Origin of the sequence: Acidovorax sp., assembly GCF_027492855.1 — a bacterium.
Lineage (GTDB): Bacteria > Pseudomonadota > Gammaproteobacteria > Burkholderiales > Burkholderiaceae_C > Acidovorax.
Map to the genome: position 1 here is coordinate 13,667 of NZ_JAPUDY010000076.1, position 14,123 is coordinate 27,789.

The 14,123-nt window shown below is 67.3% G+C and carries 13 protein-coding genes; 4 read left to right on the forward strand and 9 right to left on the reverse strand.

Features of this window, described 5'->3' with window-relative positions; all coding sequences use genetic code 11:
* Positions 1–140 precede the first annotated feature (140 nt).
* The 5 genes from Q0105_RS15115 to Q0105_RS15135 all read right to left on the reverse strand — a co-directional run bounded on the left by Q0105_RS15115 (position 141) and on the right by Q0105_RS15135 (position 4,798).
* Positions 141–1,034, reverse strand: coding sequence for an NAD(P)-dependent oxidoreductase (locus Q0105_RS15115; RefSeq protein ID WP_298212956.1), 894 nt, complete (start codon positions 1,032–1,034; stop codon positions 141–143).
* Positions 1,035–1,074: 40 nt separating this feature from the next.
* Complete coding sequence (locus Q0105_RS15120) at positions 1,075–2,337, reverse strand: TRAP transporter large permease (RefSeq protein WP_298212957.1); 1,263 nt, start codon at positions 2,335–2,337, stop codon at positions 1,075–1,077.
* Positions 2,334–2,873: a TRAP transporter small permease subunit gene (locus Q0105_RS15125; protein ID WP_298212958.1), complete on the reverse strand. Its 540-nt coding sequence runs from the start codon at positions 2,871–2,873 to the stop codon at positions 2,334–2,336. Before Q0105_RS15125 ends, Q0105_RS15120 begins: the two co-directional genes overlap by 4 nt.
* Positions 2,874–2,984: 111 nt before the next feature.
* Positions 2,985–3,980 carry a TRAP transporter substrate-binding protein gene (locus Q0105_RS15130; protein WP_298212959.1) on the reverse strand — a complete coding sequence of 332 codons (996 nt, stop codon included), beginning with the start codon at positions 3,978–3,980 and terminating at the stop codon, positions 2,985–2,987.
* Between the two features lie 68 nt (positions 3,981–4,048).
* Positions 4,049–4,798, reverse strand: coding sequence for a glucose 1-dehydrogenase (locus Q0105_RS15135; RefSeq protein ID WP_298212960.1), 750 nt, complete (start codon positions 4,796–4,798; stop codon positions 4,049–4,051).
* 144 nt (positions 4,799–4,942) lie between these two features.
* Here Q0105_RS15135 and Q0105_RS15140 point away from each other — a divergent pair, with 144 nt between their 5' ends.
* From Q0105_RS15140 to Q0105_RS15150, 3 genes are all read left to right on the forward strand, one after another.
* Positions 4,943–5,830 carry a LysR substrate-binding domain-containing protein gene (locus Q0105_RS15140; RefSeq protein ID WP_298212961.1) on the forward strand — a complete coding sequence of 296 codons (888 nt, stop codon included), beginning with the start codon at positions 4,943–4,945 and terminating at the stop codon, positions 5,828–5,830.
* Positions 5,831–5,999: 169 nt separating this feature from the next.
* The gene (gene tkt / locus Q0105_RS15145) at positions 6,000–7,988 is read left to right on the forward strand and encodes a transketolase (protein WP_298212962.1); all 1,989 of its coding nucleotides are present in this window, start codon (positions 6,000–6,002) and stop codon (positions 7,986–7,988) included.
* A gap of 17 nt (positions 7,989–8,005) precedes the next feature.
* On the forward strand, positions 8,006–8,968 hold the full coding sequence (locus Q0105_RS15150) for a D-2-hydroxyacid dehydrogenase (RefSeq protein WP_298212963.1): 963 nt from the start codon (positions 8,006–8,008) through the stop codon (positions 8,966–8,968).
* 25 nt (positions 8,969–8,993) lie between these two features.
* Here the strand turns inward: Q0105_RS15150 and Q0105_RS15155 are convergent, their stop codons facing one another.
* From Q0105_RS15155 to Q0105_RS15170, 4 genes are all read right to left on the reverse strand, one after another.
* A complete protein-coding gene (locus tag Q0105_RS15155) occupies positions 8,994–9,521 on the reverse strand; it encodes a CinA family protein (protein ID WP_298212964.1) in 528 nt (175 codons plus the stop codon).
* The gene (locus Q0105_RS15160) at positions 9,518–10,036 is read right to left on the reverse strand and encodes a phosphatidylglycerophosphatase A (protein ID WP_298212965.1); all 519 of its coding nucleotides are present in this window, start codon (positions 10,034–10,036) and stop codon (positions 9,518–9,520) included. The genes Q0105_RS15155 and Q0105_RS15160 overlap by 4 nt, the downstream gene beginning before the upstream one ends.
* Before the next feature lie 95 nt (positions 10,037–10,131).
* Positions 10,132–11,832 (reverse strand): DUF4139 domain-containing protein, encoded by a 1,701-nt coding sequence (locus Q0105_RS15165; RefSeq protein WP_298212966.1) that lies wholly within the window; start codon positions 11,830–11,832, stop codon positions 10,132–10,134.
* A 78-nt stretch (positions 11,833–11,910) separates the two neighbouring features.
* Positions 11,911–12,795 (reverse strand): LysR family transcriptional regulator, encoded by an 885-nt coding sequence (locus Q0105_RS15170; RefSeq protein ID WP_298212967.1) that lies wholly within the window; start codon positions 12,793–12,795, stop codon positions 11,911–11,913.
* A 142-nt stretch (positions 12,796–12,937) separates the two neighbouring features.
* Between Q0105_RS15170 and Q0105_RS15175 the strand changes: the two genes are divergently transcribed.
* A complete protein-coding gene (locus Q0105_RS15175) occupies positions 12,938–13,978 on the forward strand; it encodes an NAD-dependent epimerase/dehydratase family protein (RefSeq protein ID WP_298212968.1) in 1,041 nt (346 codons plus the stop codon).
* The last annotated feature ends 145 nt before the right edge of the window (positions 13,979–14,123 follow it).

A 14,123-nucleotide genomic window follows, 5' to 3' on the forward strand; every position in this document is an offset into this window, starting at 1 on the left:
GTATCTGCTGGGGGCGGTAGGCGGCTTCATCGCAGCCAATGGCAAGTTTCATGATGGTCTTTCGATTCGTGATTCAGGCAGGGGTGGATGGCAAAACCAGGCAGCAGGAGGTAGCACCTGTATTCAGCGCACCCACGCGGTCAGTCATGGGGCAGTGTTCCCAGGCGGTAAAACTCGGTCACGGCAGCGTCGTCTTGTTGGCCCAGGCCAGCACCGCTGGCCCCTAGAAAACTTTGCAGTGCGGCAGCGCTCACGGTCGCCGGAAAGCGCAGATCACGGGCCAGATCCACCACCACCCCGAGGTCCTTGACGAAGACGTCGACCGCGCTGCGGGTGGGGGTGTAGCTGCGCTGCACCATGGCGGGGCCGCGGTCACCCAACATCCAGGATGCAGCAGAACTCTGGCTCACCAGGTCAAACACCTGCTGGGTGTCCAGGCCAGCCCGTGCGGCCATGGCCATGGCCTCACCGGCTGCGGCCAGGTGCACGCCACACAGCAGCTGGTTGATGGTCTTGAAGGTGGAGCCCTGACCCGCCTCTTGGCCCACATGCAGCACCCGGCTGCCCATGGCGGCAAACACCGGGGCGCAGGCCTGCAGTGCTGCGGCAGGTGCCGATGCCATGATGCTCAAGCTGCCAGCCTGCGCCCCGGCCACGCCACCGCTCACTGGCGAATCCACAAACACCAGCTGGTGCTCCTGGCAGCGCTGCGCCAGCCTGCGGGCATCGGCCGCCGACATGGTGACGCACGAGATCACCAGGTGCCCCGGTGCAGCCGCAGCCGCCAGGCCATTGGGGCCGAACAACACGGCTTCCGCTTGCGCCGCGTTGACGACGAACAGCACGGTGCCCAGGGCCTGGTCGCACACCTGAGGCAAGCTGCTGACCACCGTGCCACCGTTGGCCGAAAACGCCTGCAGGCTCTCGGGGCGCAGGTCAAAGCCCTGCACCCGGTGCCCGGCTTCAAGCAAGCGGCGGGCCGCATTCTGGCCCATGGCGCCCAGGCCCACAAAACCCAAAGTCAATGTCGTCATGGTTGTAGAAGAGAGAAGAAGAAAGGACGAAGGGAGGGCACTAGCCGCGCCAGGTGAGTGACGGGACGTAGGTGAACAGAAGCAGCACGGTCAGCGCCACAAAGTAGAAGGGCACCAGCTCCTTGACGGTCTCGCCTATCTTGACTTTGGCCAGCGTGGCCCCGATGAACAGCGTGGTCCCTACGGGCGGTGTGTACAGCCCGATGGCCAGGTTGATCACCACGATGATGCCCAGTTGCACCAGGTCGATCCCGTAGCTCTGGGCCAGGGGAATCAGCAGCGGGCCAAGCAGCAAAATGGCCGCGGGCAGGTCCAGAAACATGCCTGCCAGCAGCAGCACGCCGTTGATAAGCATCAGCATGGCAGTCTGGCTGTGAACGAATTGCTTGGACCAGTTGACGATCAGCTCGGGCACCTGATCGAGCGTGAGCATCCAGCCCACCACGGAGGACGACATGATCAGCATCATCACCACACCGGTGGCCACACCGGCCGTGATCATGGCGCGCATCACGCGCTTAAAGCTCAGGTCGCGGTAGATGAAGGTTGCGGCCAGCAGCGCATAGGCCACGGCCAGGGTGCTGATCTCGGTGGGCGTGGCCACGCCGAAGCGCAGCCCCACGAGCACGAATACCGGCATCATCAGCGCAGGCGTTGCATACACGGCGCGGCGGCCCATGGCGCCCCAGGCAACGGGCTTTTTCTCGTAGGGAAAGCCGCGCAGGCGTGCGCTGATGTTGCAGACTGCCAGGAAGCCCACAGCCAGCGCGATGCCCGGCAGGATGCCGGCAAGAAAGAGCGCGCCGATCGACGCATTCGACACCAGCGAGTACAGGATCAGCGGGATGGATGGCGGAATCAGGATGTCGATGGTGGATGCCGCCGCAATGGTGGCGCCACAAAATGCCGGGGGGTAGCCAACCTTCTTTTGCCATGGCACCAGCACCGAACCGAGCGCTGTGGCATCGGCCACGGCCGAGCCGGACACGCCGCCAAACAGGGTAGAGCCCAACACGCTGACCTGCGCATGGCCGCCACGAAAGCGCGCCACCAGGTCGGTGGCAAAGTGGATCAACGACTGCCCCAGCTTGCCCGACATCATGATGTCGCCCGACATCACAAAGAACGGAATGGCAATCATCGGAAACGACTGGGTGGGAGAAAACATCTGCTGCACCACGGCCAGCATGGGGATGTCGCTATTGAAAAACAGAGCGATCGAGGCCCCCAGCGTCAATGCGTATCCCACCGGAAACGACAGGATCAACAGGACCAGGAAGACCAGCATCATCACGGCGCTCATACGATGGTTCCTTCAGCCGATGCCAAGTCTGCTACCACGGGCTGGCCCAGCACGCCAAAGCGCACGAAGGCGGTGGCCGCGCACAAGGCCAGCATGAAAAACGTGGCGGTCAGCGCGGCATAGCCCACACTGCCGGGCACGTGGAGAATGGTGCTGAGTTCGTCGTGTGCAATGACGGTGTTTTCAATGGCGTGCCATCCCAACACGGCAAACACCACGGCCGACAGGCCATGGATCAGCAGCGACAAAACGCGCCTGCCGGGCGGTGGCAGGGTATGCATGGTCAGTTGCATGGCCACATGGTTGCCACGCACGGCAGCCAGCACAACGCCCCCCATCACAAACCAGGGGAACAGCAGCGTGGGCAGTTCCGAGGCCGCTTTCACGCTGCCCTCCAGCACGTAGCGGACAAACACGTTGACCACCAGCACGGCCAGCAGGCCAAACCCGCTCAACAACAACACGGCTTTGCAGACCATCTCTATGCCTGCCTCCATTTTTTGGACAGCACTACCCAGCGAAGTTTGAGGCGTCATGCGCTTCTCCTGATGTGCCGCACGGTGTGCGGCATCGGTTTGAAACGAGACGCCTCCTGACCCGGTGGCGCCTCTGGGCGAGGGCAGGGCTGCGCCTGCCTCGCCGCTGATTTACAGCTTGGCGGCTTCCGCGCGCAGCTTCTTGACGAAGTCGCCGACGGGCGCGGCTTCCCACTTGTCCCACACCTTGGCGGTGGCTGCCTTGAAGGGAGCCAGGTCGGGCTCGTTGACGGTCACGGTGGGCATCTTGCGGAATTCACCGATCAGCTTTTCGTCGGATTCCAGCATCAGCTTGCGCTCGTAGGTGGCGGCTTCTGCGGCCACGTCGCTGACCAGCTTGCGGTCGGCCTCAGACAGTTTTTTCCAGCTGATGCCGCTCATCAGGAACGGCATGGACTCGTACTTGTGGCGGGTCAACGAGAGGTACTTCTGCACCTCGTACAGCTTGCTGGAATGGATGTTGGCGAGCGGGTTTTCCTGTCCGTCCACCACGCCTTGCTGGATGGCCACATACAGCTCGGAGAAGTTGATCTGCTGCGTGCTGGCGCCCATGGCCTCGAACAAATCGACCGTGGCAGGGTCTGCGGGCGTGCGGATCTTCATGCCCTTCAGATCGTCGGGCTTGGTGACGGGGCGCTTGTTGTTGGTGGTCTGGCGAATGCCGTTGTCCCACCAGGCCAGCACCACCAGATTCTTGGCTTCAAATTTGTGCGCCAGCTCTTTGCCAATCGGGCCGTCCAGCAGCTTCCAGGCCTGGGGCAGCGACGAGAACAGGAAAGGCAGGCCCAAAGCGGCGGCCTCAGGCACCACGGCAGAGACCGGGCCCTGCGAGTTCACGCTCATGTCCAGCGTGCCGGTGCGCATGGCGGTGAGCATGGTCTGGTCGTCACCAAGCTGCGCGGCCCCTGCGACTTGCACGGTGATGCGGCCACTGCTGCGTGCAGCCATTTGTTCTGCAAAGTAGATGGCACCCAGCGCCTTGGGGTTGCCGGGGGCGGCGTTGTGTCCCAGGGTCAGTTTGATGGGGGCCTGGGCAAAGGTGGCGGCGCTGGCGCAGGCCAGCGCGGCCAGCAGGGCGGTGCGACGGAAAAGGTTGAAGCGGGTCATGATGTCTCCTCGTTGTTGTGAACGCAGCGATACCGCGCTGCTGGCGGATGAAAGCCGGAAAAACAGGCTCAATGGATCAGCATCCCGCCGTTCACGTCGAGCGTGACGCCGGTGCAGTACTTGGCCAGGTCGCTGGCCAGGAACACGATGCAGCCCGCCACGTCATTGGGCTCGCCGATGCGTGCCAGCGGAATGCCGTCCAGGATGCCCTGGCGCTTGTCGTCGGGGATTTTTCCCTTGTTGATGTCGGTGGCGATCAGGCCTGGCGTGACGCAGTTCACGCGAATGTTGCTGCCGCCGTATTCGCGCGCCATGGCGCGGGCCAGGCCCAGCACGCCCGCCTTGGCGGCCGAGTAGTGCGGCCCGCCCAGGATGCCGCCGCCGCGCTGCGCCGACACCGACGAGAGGCACACGATGGAGCCGCTCTTTTGCGCCAGCATGGCGGGCAGCACGGCCTGCGATGCGTACAACATGCCGCGCAGGCTCACGTCGAGCACACGGTCGTAGTCGGCGCCCGTGATATCCAGGAACTTGGCGGGCTGGGTGACGCCTGCGTTGTTCACGAGGATGTCGATGCGGCCGTATTTGGCCAGGATGGCGGTCGCGGCCGCTTCGCATGACGCCTTGTCGATCACATTGGCCACCAGGCCCAGGTGCTCGCTGCCGATCTGCGCGGCGGCGGCCTGCGGGTTGGTGCCCTCCAGATCGAGGATCACCACCTTGGCGCCCTGCGCGGCCATCATGCGTGCCGTGGCGAACCCCAAACCGTTGAGCCCTGCGCCGCCCGTGATGACGGCGACCTTGTCCTTGAGCAGCATGTGTGTCTCCTTTGCGTTGATGTACTGCGTTGCTTTGAGGGCGGATTCTGGAAGCCGTGGTCTTTGAAAACAAACGATATAAACTCACCCAAGATTTAATTTTGTTCATGTTGCGGTGCAATAGATGAACAATCGTCACTCACCATGATTCCTCCACTCAGTGCTTTGCAAGCGTTTGAAGCCATTGCGCGCCGCAAGAGCTTCTCGCTCGCGGCGGGCGAGTTGCACCTCACGCCCTCGGCCGTGAGCCACCAGCTGGCCAAGCTCGAAGGCCTGCTGGGCGTGCGGCTGTTCGAGCGCTCGGCGCGTGGCGTTGAGCTCACCCCCGCGGGGCAGAGCTACCTGCAGCGCGTGGCCAATGCCCTCGGCGCCATCAACGCCGCCACTGAAAGCCTGCGCCACGGCATGCAGGACACCTTGCACCTGCACTGCAGCCCCAGCTTTGCCAGCCTGTGGCTCATGCCGCGCATCTCGCGCTTCACGCGGCGGCACCCCGACATCGCGCTCTCGCTGTCGGCCTCGCACGCGCACTCGGACTTTCAGCTCGGCCTGGTGGACATCGACATCCGCTACGGACTGCCGAACTGGCCCAACCTGGAGGTCGAGCCCGTGTTTGCCGAAAAGGTCATGCCACTGGCCAGCCCCGAGTTCATTCGCACCCACGCCATACACACCGCGCAGGATCTGCTGCGCGTGCCGCTGGTCCAATCGATGGTCAACGTCGCGCAGTGGCCCGACTGGTTCGCACGTTTTCTGCCGGGCGAGCGCCCCGAGCGCATGGCGCTGCGCTTCGACCGCGCGATGATGAGCCTGGATGCGGCGGCGCGGTCCCTGGGTGTGGCCCTGGAGAGCACCACCCTGGGCCAGGCGCTGATCGCCACCGGCCGCCTGCAGCCGGTGTTCGGCCCCGAGGTGGAGCTGGAGGTGCAGGCCCACTTCCTCGTGTATCCGGGGCGCCACGCGGCCCGGCCCGAGGTGAAGCGTTTTCTCGACTGGATGCGCGAGGAGGCGCTTCTCGCTACGAGGCGCTGAGGGCCGGTGCTGTGGGGGCCATTTTGGCCCATGTGTGAACGGATTTCATTCATCCCTGAATATTCGTCGCTTGTCGTCATGCAGCGCGCGCCCAAGAATTCGGGCTCGTTCCCTTGACATCCACAACCCGGAGACAAGCGGCGCCCCCTTGCGGCGCGCTGCGCACACCATGAGTGCCCATCCCCTGCAGCCCCTGGCGCATGCCATCCGCTTTCTTTCCATCGACGCCATCGTCCGCGCCACCGAAGGCCACCAAGGGGTGCCTCTGGGCATGGCCGAGATCGCGACCGCGCTCTACACCCAGCACCTGAAGTTCGACCCGGCCCACCCCACCTGGTGGGACCGCGACCGTGTGGTGCTGTCCAACGGCCATGGCTCGATGCTGCTGTATGCACTGCTGCACCTGACCGGCTACGAGGCCATCACGCTCGACCAGATCCGCGCGTTCCGCGAGCTGGGGGCGATCTGTGAAGGGCACCCCGAGCGCCACCCTGAGCACGGCATCGAGCTCACGACCGGCCCGCTGGGCCAGGGCATTGCCAGCGCTTTTGGCATGGCGGTGGCCGAGGCCTACCTGCGTGCGCGTTTTGGCAGCGGCCTGGTGGACCACCACACCTATGCCTTCGTGGGCGACGGCTGCCTGCAGGAAGGCGTGGGGCAGGAAATGATCTCGCTGGCCGGGCACCTGCAACTGGGTCGCCTGGTTTTGCTGTGGGATGACAACCTGATCACCGACGATGGCGCCACTTCGCTGTCGATCAGCGAAAACGTGGCCGAGCGCTTCCGTGTAGCGGGCTGGCATGTGGAAGAGGTGGACGGCCATGACATCGACGCCGTGTCGGCCGCCCTGGCGTTGGCGCGCAAGGACCGGCGCCCCTCCCTCATCGCCTGCCGCACCATCATCGGCAAGGGCCTGCCCCGCGTGCAGGGCCAGCGCGGCGGCCACAGCGCGCGGCTGTATGAGCAGGATGCCGACGAGGCCCGCGCGCTGCTGGGCTGGCCCCATGCGCCGTTTGTGGTGCCGCCCGAGGTGCTGCAGGGCTGGCGCGCCGCCGGTCGGCGCAGCGCGGCAGAGCATGCCGCCTGGCGGGGGCGCGTGCAGGCCCTGCCAGCCGCCGAGCGCGAGGAGTTCTGCCGCGTGATGGAAGGCCGCCTGCCCGCAGGCTGGCAGCAGGTGCTGCATGACTACAAGGCCCGCGCACAAACCCAGCCTGAGGGCCAGGGCGGCATCCTGGTGTCGGCCGAGATCAACGACCTGCTGGCCCCCGTGGTCCCCGAGCGCATGGTGGGCTGCGCCGACCTGGAGGCCCCCACCAGCCACAAGCGCAGCCTGCGCGCGTTCACCGCCACCGACCCCGGCGGCGCCTACGTGCACTGCGGCGTGCGCGAGCATGTGATGGGCGCCATGGCCAACGGCATGGCCGCACACGGCGGCATCGTGCCGCTGAGCGTGACCTATCTCGCGTTCTCCGATTACGAGCGCCCTGCCATGCGCATGGCCGCGCTCATGGGCCTGCCGGTGAAGTTCGTGTTCAGCCACGACTCGATCGGCATCGGCAAGAACGGGCCCACGCACCAGCCGGTGGAAATCCTCGCGTCGCTGCGCGCCATGCCCAACATGTGGGTGATGCGCCCGGCCGACGCGGTGGAAGCCGCCGAGTGCTGGGAGACCGCCATGGGCCACCCCAGCGGGCCGGTGAGCCTGGTGTTCGCGCGCCAGACGCTGCCGCTGGTGCGCACCCGCCCCGACGCCGACAACCTCAGTGCCCGTGGCGGCTATGTGCTGCACGAGGCCTCGTGTGGACCGCGTCAGGTGACGCTGCTGGCCACTGGCTCAGAGGTGGCGCTGGCCGTGGCCGCGCGGCAGATGCTGGAGAGCGAGGGCGTAGGCACCGCCGTGGTGTCGCTGCCGTGCTGGGAGCTGTTTGATGCGCAGGACGAAGCCTATCGCAGCGCCGTGCTGGGCACGAGCACGGGCGTACGCGTGGGCGTGGAGGCCGCCTGCCGCATGGGCTGGGATGCGTACCTGGGCGCGCGCGGCGGTTTTGTGGGCATGCGCGGGTTTGGCGCCTCTGGCCCGGCGCCTGCGCTCTACCAGCTCTTTGGCATCACGGCCGAGGCCGTCGCCGCCGAAGCCCGCCGTTTGCTGGCCCTTTGACTCCCGGATTTTTCTCCATGCACATCGTTTTTCTCGACCGCGACACCCTCTCGCCTGCCACCCAGTTGCGCCGCCCGGCTTTCGCCCACATCTGGACCGAGCACGGCGCCACTGCTGCTGACGCGGTGGCCGAGCGCATCCGCGATGCCGACATCGTGATCACCAACAAGGTGCGCATCACGGCAGAGGCCTTGGCGCAGGCGCCGCGCCTGCGCATGGTGGCCGTGGCCGCCACCGGCACCGACAACGTGGACTTGGTGGCCTGCCAAGCCCAGGGCGTGACGGTGAGCAACGTGCGCAACTACGCCACGCACACGGTGCCCGAGCACACTTTTGCGCTGATCTTTGCCCTGCGCCGCAGCATCTGCGCCTATCGCGACGCAGTGCGCGCAGGCCGCTGGCAGCAGGCGGGACAGTTCTGCTTTTTTGATTACCCGATCCGCGACCTGGCGGGCTCGACGCTCGGCGTGATCGGTGACGGCGCCCTGGGCCAGGCCGTGGCCGCCACGGGCCGGGCGCTGGGCATGCGGGTGCTGGTGTCGGGCCACAAGGGGCGCAGCGGCCAGGGCCGGATGTACACGCCGTTTGAGCAGACCCTGCGCGAGTCCGACGTGCTGACGCTGCACTGCCCGCTGAATGCGTCTACCCGCCACATGATCGGCGCGCCCGAGTTCGCGCAGATGCAGCGGCGCCCGCTGCTCATCAACACCGCCCGGGGCGGCCTGGTCGATGAACGGGCCGTGGGCCCGGCGCTGCAAGCGGGCCAGATCAGCGGCGCGGGCTTTGATGTGGCCAGCGTGGAGCCGCCGCCGCCCGGCCACCCCTTCATGGCGCTGCTGGATCGGCCGGACTTCGTGCTCACCCCGCACGTGGCCTGGGCCAGCGCCGAGGCCATCCAGGCCCTGGCCGATCAGCTCATCGGCAACATCGAAGCCTTTGTGGCGGGCTCGGCGGTGAACGTGGTGCTGCCGCGCGGGTAAGCGGGTAGGCGGCTCAAAGGGCGATTCAGGCAGGCAGAAAACCCAGCAGCCGCTGCAGCGCATACCGCACCGTGGCTGCGCGCACGGCGGCGCGGTCGCCCGCAAAGTGCTGCATCTCGCTATGGGTTTCGCCGTTCACGCACCAGGCAAACCACACCGTGCCCACGGGCTTGGCTTCGCTGCCACCCGTGGGGCCGGCCACGCCGGTCACGGCCAGGCTGGCGTGGGCGCGCGAGTGGGCCAGTGCCCCGTCGGCCATGGCGCGGGCCACGGCCTCGCTCACCGCGCCTTCTTGTTCGATGAGGGCGGCGGGCACGCCCAGCATTTCGGTCTTGGCTTCGTTGGAGTAGGTGACGAAGCCGCGCTCGAACCACCGGCTGGAGCCGGACAGGTCGGTGCAGGCCGCAGCAATCATGCCGCCCGAGCAGCTTTCGGCCGTGGCCAGCAGGTGGCCGTGCTGCAGCAGGCGCAGGGAAATTTGAGTCAAATTGGCCTCTAGCGCTGATGTATCAAGCGCAAGCAGCTCATTTTTTGATAGTGAGGTGGTTGTCATAGGAACCTCCACAGCGCAATGACCAGCAAGGTGCAGAAGGCTGCCACAAAGTCGTCCCACAAGATACCCCAGCCGCCGCGCCAGCCAAAGCCCTTGAACAGGCTGTCGGCCCAGCCCACGGGGCCAGGCTTGGCGGCGTCAAAAAAGCGGAACAGCGCGAACGCGATGAACTGGCCCCAAAAGCCCATGGGCATGGCCAGCCACAGCACGAGCCAGAAAGCCACCACCTCGTCCCACACGATGCTGCCGGGGTCGGCCACGCCCAGGTTGCGCGCGGTGGTGGTGCAGGCCCACCAGCCCACCACCGTGCCGGCTGCAATCAGCCCGCCCATGTGCAGGGGCGACAGCCACTGCTGCAGCACCAGAAAGGCCAGCCAGGCCCACAGCGTGCCCACGGTGCCGGGCGCCACGCGCGACAGCCCCGCGCCAAAACCCAGGGCGATGAAATGGGCCGGGTGGCCCAGCATGAACCCCACGGTGGGGCGGCGGGGTGCAGAGGTGGAAAGGGGAGTCATATCAACGATCAATGGCGCTTTGCTTAACCCACAGCGCGTAAAACGGGCGCAGCCCAGGCCAAGGCGCGAAGCGACTCAGGGAGTGGTGCTTCATGTCATTGACGTTCCTGTAGCTCAATGTCTTTGGGATAGCGGATGGTGTGCTCGGCACTGAACTGCGCCGAGGCGCCCGCAGCCAGCGGCTGCTGCCAGGCCACGGTGCCGGGCGTGCGGTTCCAGGTCAACTCGGTGGGCTGGGGCTGGTAGCGCGATTCGACCTCGATCTTTTCGTTGCGCGACACCGGCGCCGCATGCAGCACCTGCAGCGTGATGGCGGCCTTGTGGCGGTTTTCCACGCTGTAGGCGCGGCGCGTCTTGCGCTCGGTGCGCGAGCCGGTGAAGCCTGCGCTGCCCGTCAGGTCCTGCACGGGCTCGGCCTGCACGGTGACCAGTTCATCGCGGCCAAACGACAGGCTGGTGCCGCCTGCCGGAGCGCCCGCGCTGGGCGTGCCAAAGTCGATGCGGCCGTTGCCCACGAAGGCGCCGTCGCGGTACAGGCCCGCCGTGCCCGCAGGCCACACGCCGGGCGGCTGGGCGATGTGGGCCACCAGGTAGGCTGCCTCCTCCACGGCAGGCGCCACGCGGGTGATCAGCGTGGCGGGCGCTGTGTGGTTGCCCAGCGCCAGCGTCACGCGCTGGCCGCTCGATGGCACGGTGATGCGCTGGGGCACGGCGAACTCGGTGGCAAAGCCCTTGTCGAAGGCGCTTACGTCGAAGCTGGGCATTGCATCCTGCTCGACGGTAGCCCCGGCGTTACGCGACCGGGCAATGGGTGCCGGTGGAGGCGCCATGGCCATGACTGGTGCGGGCATGGCCTGCGGTGGTGGGGCCACATCCAGCGTCCAGTTGCGTGGCAGGCGGCCCTGCGTGGCGCGGCCGGGTTGGCCGGTGGACAGCGTGAGCTGCACGCCCGCCCAGTCTTCGCCGCTGTTCTGCGCCACCAGCGCCTGCCGTTCGATCAACACCGTGGATTTGGCGGCATCCAGCGTGGCGCGGTAGGTGGGCTGCCAGCCGGGGCCGCGCACCTGGTAGGACAGGCGCAGCTCGGCCTCGCGCTCGGTAGCGAGGTTGATGGTGACGGAGACCACCCGTGCGCGCTGGCTGGCCACGCGGTCGCGCTCGGCCACCAGGGGCTTGAGCGTGAGCTCCAGCGATTCCTGCTTGCGTTGGAGCTGGTGCGCGCGCGCAAAGCTGTCCTGCCCGGACTTGCGCAGCACCTCGGCCGTGGCGGTGATCTGGCTGGGCGTGGGGCTCGGGCTGGCGGCGCTGCCAGTGCGGCCTGCTGCTGCATCGCTGGGGGCGGCGCCCGTGTGGGCCACGCTGCGCAGGTAGCCATCCACCAGTTGCAGGGCCGAGGCTTCGGCCTTGACGCCAGCGATCTGGTCCTCTAGCTCGCGGATGCGGCCATCAAGCGGGCTGGCGCAGGCGCTCACCACATCGCGGTCTTCGGTGAGCACGTTGAACTCGCCCACGCGCACGGCGGGGTCGGCGTTGATCTGCAGGCTTTGCGCATCCAGCGACGCGGGCAGGCACGCCAGCGTGAGGCTGCGCGCGCCTGCGGGCACCTTGGCCACGCGCTCCACGGTGGCGCTGCCGGGATAGACGGTGACGCGGGCGATGCGGGAGCTGTCCTGGGCCAGCACGGGCAGGGCCGCGCTGCACAGCAGGGCCAGGCTGGCCAGCCCTGCGGCGTTCAAGGAGGGCCGTGGGCGGCGGATGGACGGCGAGGCGATGGGGGTGCGGATGCGGATGGTCACGGGGCTCCTCGGGCGCGATGGACGAAGGGAATGGGATGCTAGCAGCCGTGGGGCTTTGGGGAGATCGAAAACAGGTTCTTACAACCCCAGCGGCACTTCCTGTGCCAGAAAGTCGTACACCGCGCGAATCCTGCGGCTGGTGCGGATTTCGCGGTGCACGGTCAGCCAGATGGGCAGCTCGGGCAGGGGCAGCATGGGCAGCACGGGCACCACCTCGGGGTCTTGGCGCAGCAGATAGCGGGCCACAAAACCAATGCCCAGGCCCGCGCGCACGGCCTCCCAGTGGGCGATGAGGTCGTCGGTGCGCAAGGCGAAGTGCTGGCGACTCACCGGGTAGCCCATGGCCGCAAAGCCCTGCGCGATGGCCTCGTTCCGGTCGCTGCCGATCAGCTCATGCTGCAGCAGGTCGGGCGGCTGCTGGGGGGCGCCTTTGCGGCGCAGGTAGCTGCGGTGGGCGCAGGCGCTCAGCGCCACCGCGCCGATGCGTTTGGCCACCAGGCTGGCCTGGTCGGGGCGCACCATGCGCAGGGCAATGTCGGCCTCGCGGCGCAGCAGGTTGGTGACTTCGTTGCTGACCACCAACTCCACCTGCACCTCGGGCAGCACCTCGCGCATGCGCGCCAGCACCGGCAGCAGCAGCGCGCAGGCCACGGGCTGGCTGGCGGTGATGCGCACCGTGCCGCTCACCCCCGCCTCGGCGCTTGATACGCTGCGCGCGAGCTGGTGCGCCCCGGCCTCCATGGCGCGCGCCGACTCTGCCAGCCGCAGCGCCGTGGCCGTGGGCAGCAGGCCGCGCCCCGTGCGCTCGAACAGCACCGTGCCCAGTTGCGATTCCAGCTCGGCGATGTGGCGGCCGATGGTGGGCTGGCTGGCACCCAGCACCCGCGCCGCGCCCAGCAGGCTGCCCTGGTCGAGCGCGGCCAAAAAGGACTGCACCAGGCTCCAGTCAAAGTGGTGTTTCATGGGGATAGCGTGCCAGCAGCCAGGGGCAAAAAGGGCGCAATGAGGTATTCAAAATTGCATTGCTGGTATGAATGGTTAGGCAATTGTGTAGTGATGCCTGCGTTTTCACAATCACACCATCTCTTCCGAATGGAGCCTTGCCATGACCCCCCACCCCGCCCAACGCCCGCCTGCAGACAGCCCTTCGACCGTGCTGGTTCTGGGCGCCCGTGGCCGCCTGGGCATGGCCGCCGTGCGTGCGTTTGCCCAGGCGGGCTGGCAGGTGCTGGCCCAGGTGCGGCCCAAGGCCCAGACGGCGGTATTGCCCGCGATACAGGGCGTGTGGTGGATGCCCGTGGCCGTGGACGACACCCCGGCCCTGGCCGCCCAGGCGCAGGGCGCGCAGGTGGTGGTGCACGCGCTCAGCCCGCCCTACACGCACAAGGCCTGGCGCGAGCAGGCCCCCGCGCTGATGGACGCGGCCATCGCCATTGCCCGTGCGTTGCAGGCCACGTTGATGTTGCCCGGCAATGTCTATAACTTTGGCGAGCACATGCCCGCCGTGCTGCGCGAGGACACGCCCCAGGCCGCCATCGGCTTCAAGGGCCGCTTGCGCGTGCAACTGGAGCAGCGCCTGCAGGCGGCCGCACAGGAGGGCGGCTTGCGCGCCGTGGTGCTGCGTGCCGGGGATTTTTTTGGCAGCGGCACCGGCAGCTGGCTCGACCAAGCCATTGCCAAAGACCTGCACAAAGGCCGCGTCACCTGGCCGGGCCCGCTGGATGTGGCCACGCCCTGGGCCTACCTGCCCGACCTGGCGCGTACCTTTGTGCGCGTGGCGCATCAGCGCGACCGCCTGGCCGCCTTTGAGTGCCTGCACTTCGCGGGGCACCATGTCACCGCGCAGCAATGGCTGCACAGCTTCACGGCGATTGCGATGGAGCGGGACTGGCTGCCGGATGCGGGCGCATTGCGCGTGGCCCGCTTGCCCTGGCCGCTGCTGCGCATTGCTGGTGTGATGGCCCCCACGCTGGGGGCGCTGGCCGCCATGCGCTACCTGTGGGCCACCCCGCACCGGCTGGACAACACCCGCCTGCATGCCCTCATCGGTGACGAACCACACACCCCGTTCGACCAAGCCGTGCGCCTGGCGCTGGCTGACTTGGGGATGTTGGCTGCGCCGGGGCGTCGCGTGGCATTGGCGTGACCGCCGATCCCTGATCTGAATCAAACCCCGCGCCGCTCGCATGGGGCCGCGTCTTGTGGTGGCGCGACCAATTGATTTTGCTCACGGGCCTGGCGGCCTGGGGGCTGATGTCGCTGCTCATGGTGCTGGCCGTGCCGCCCCAGGA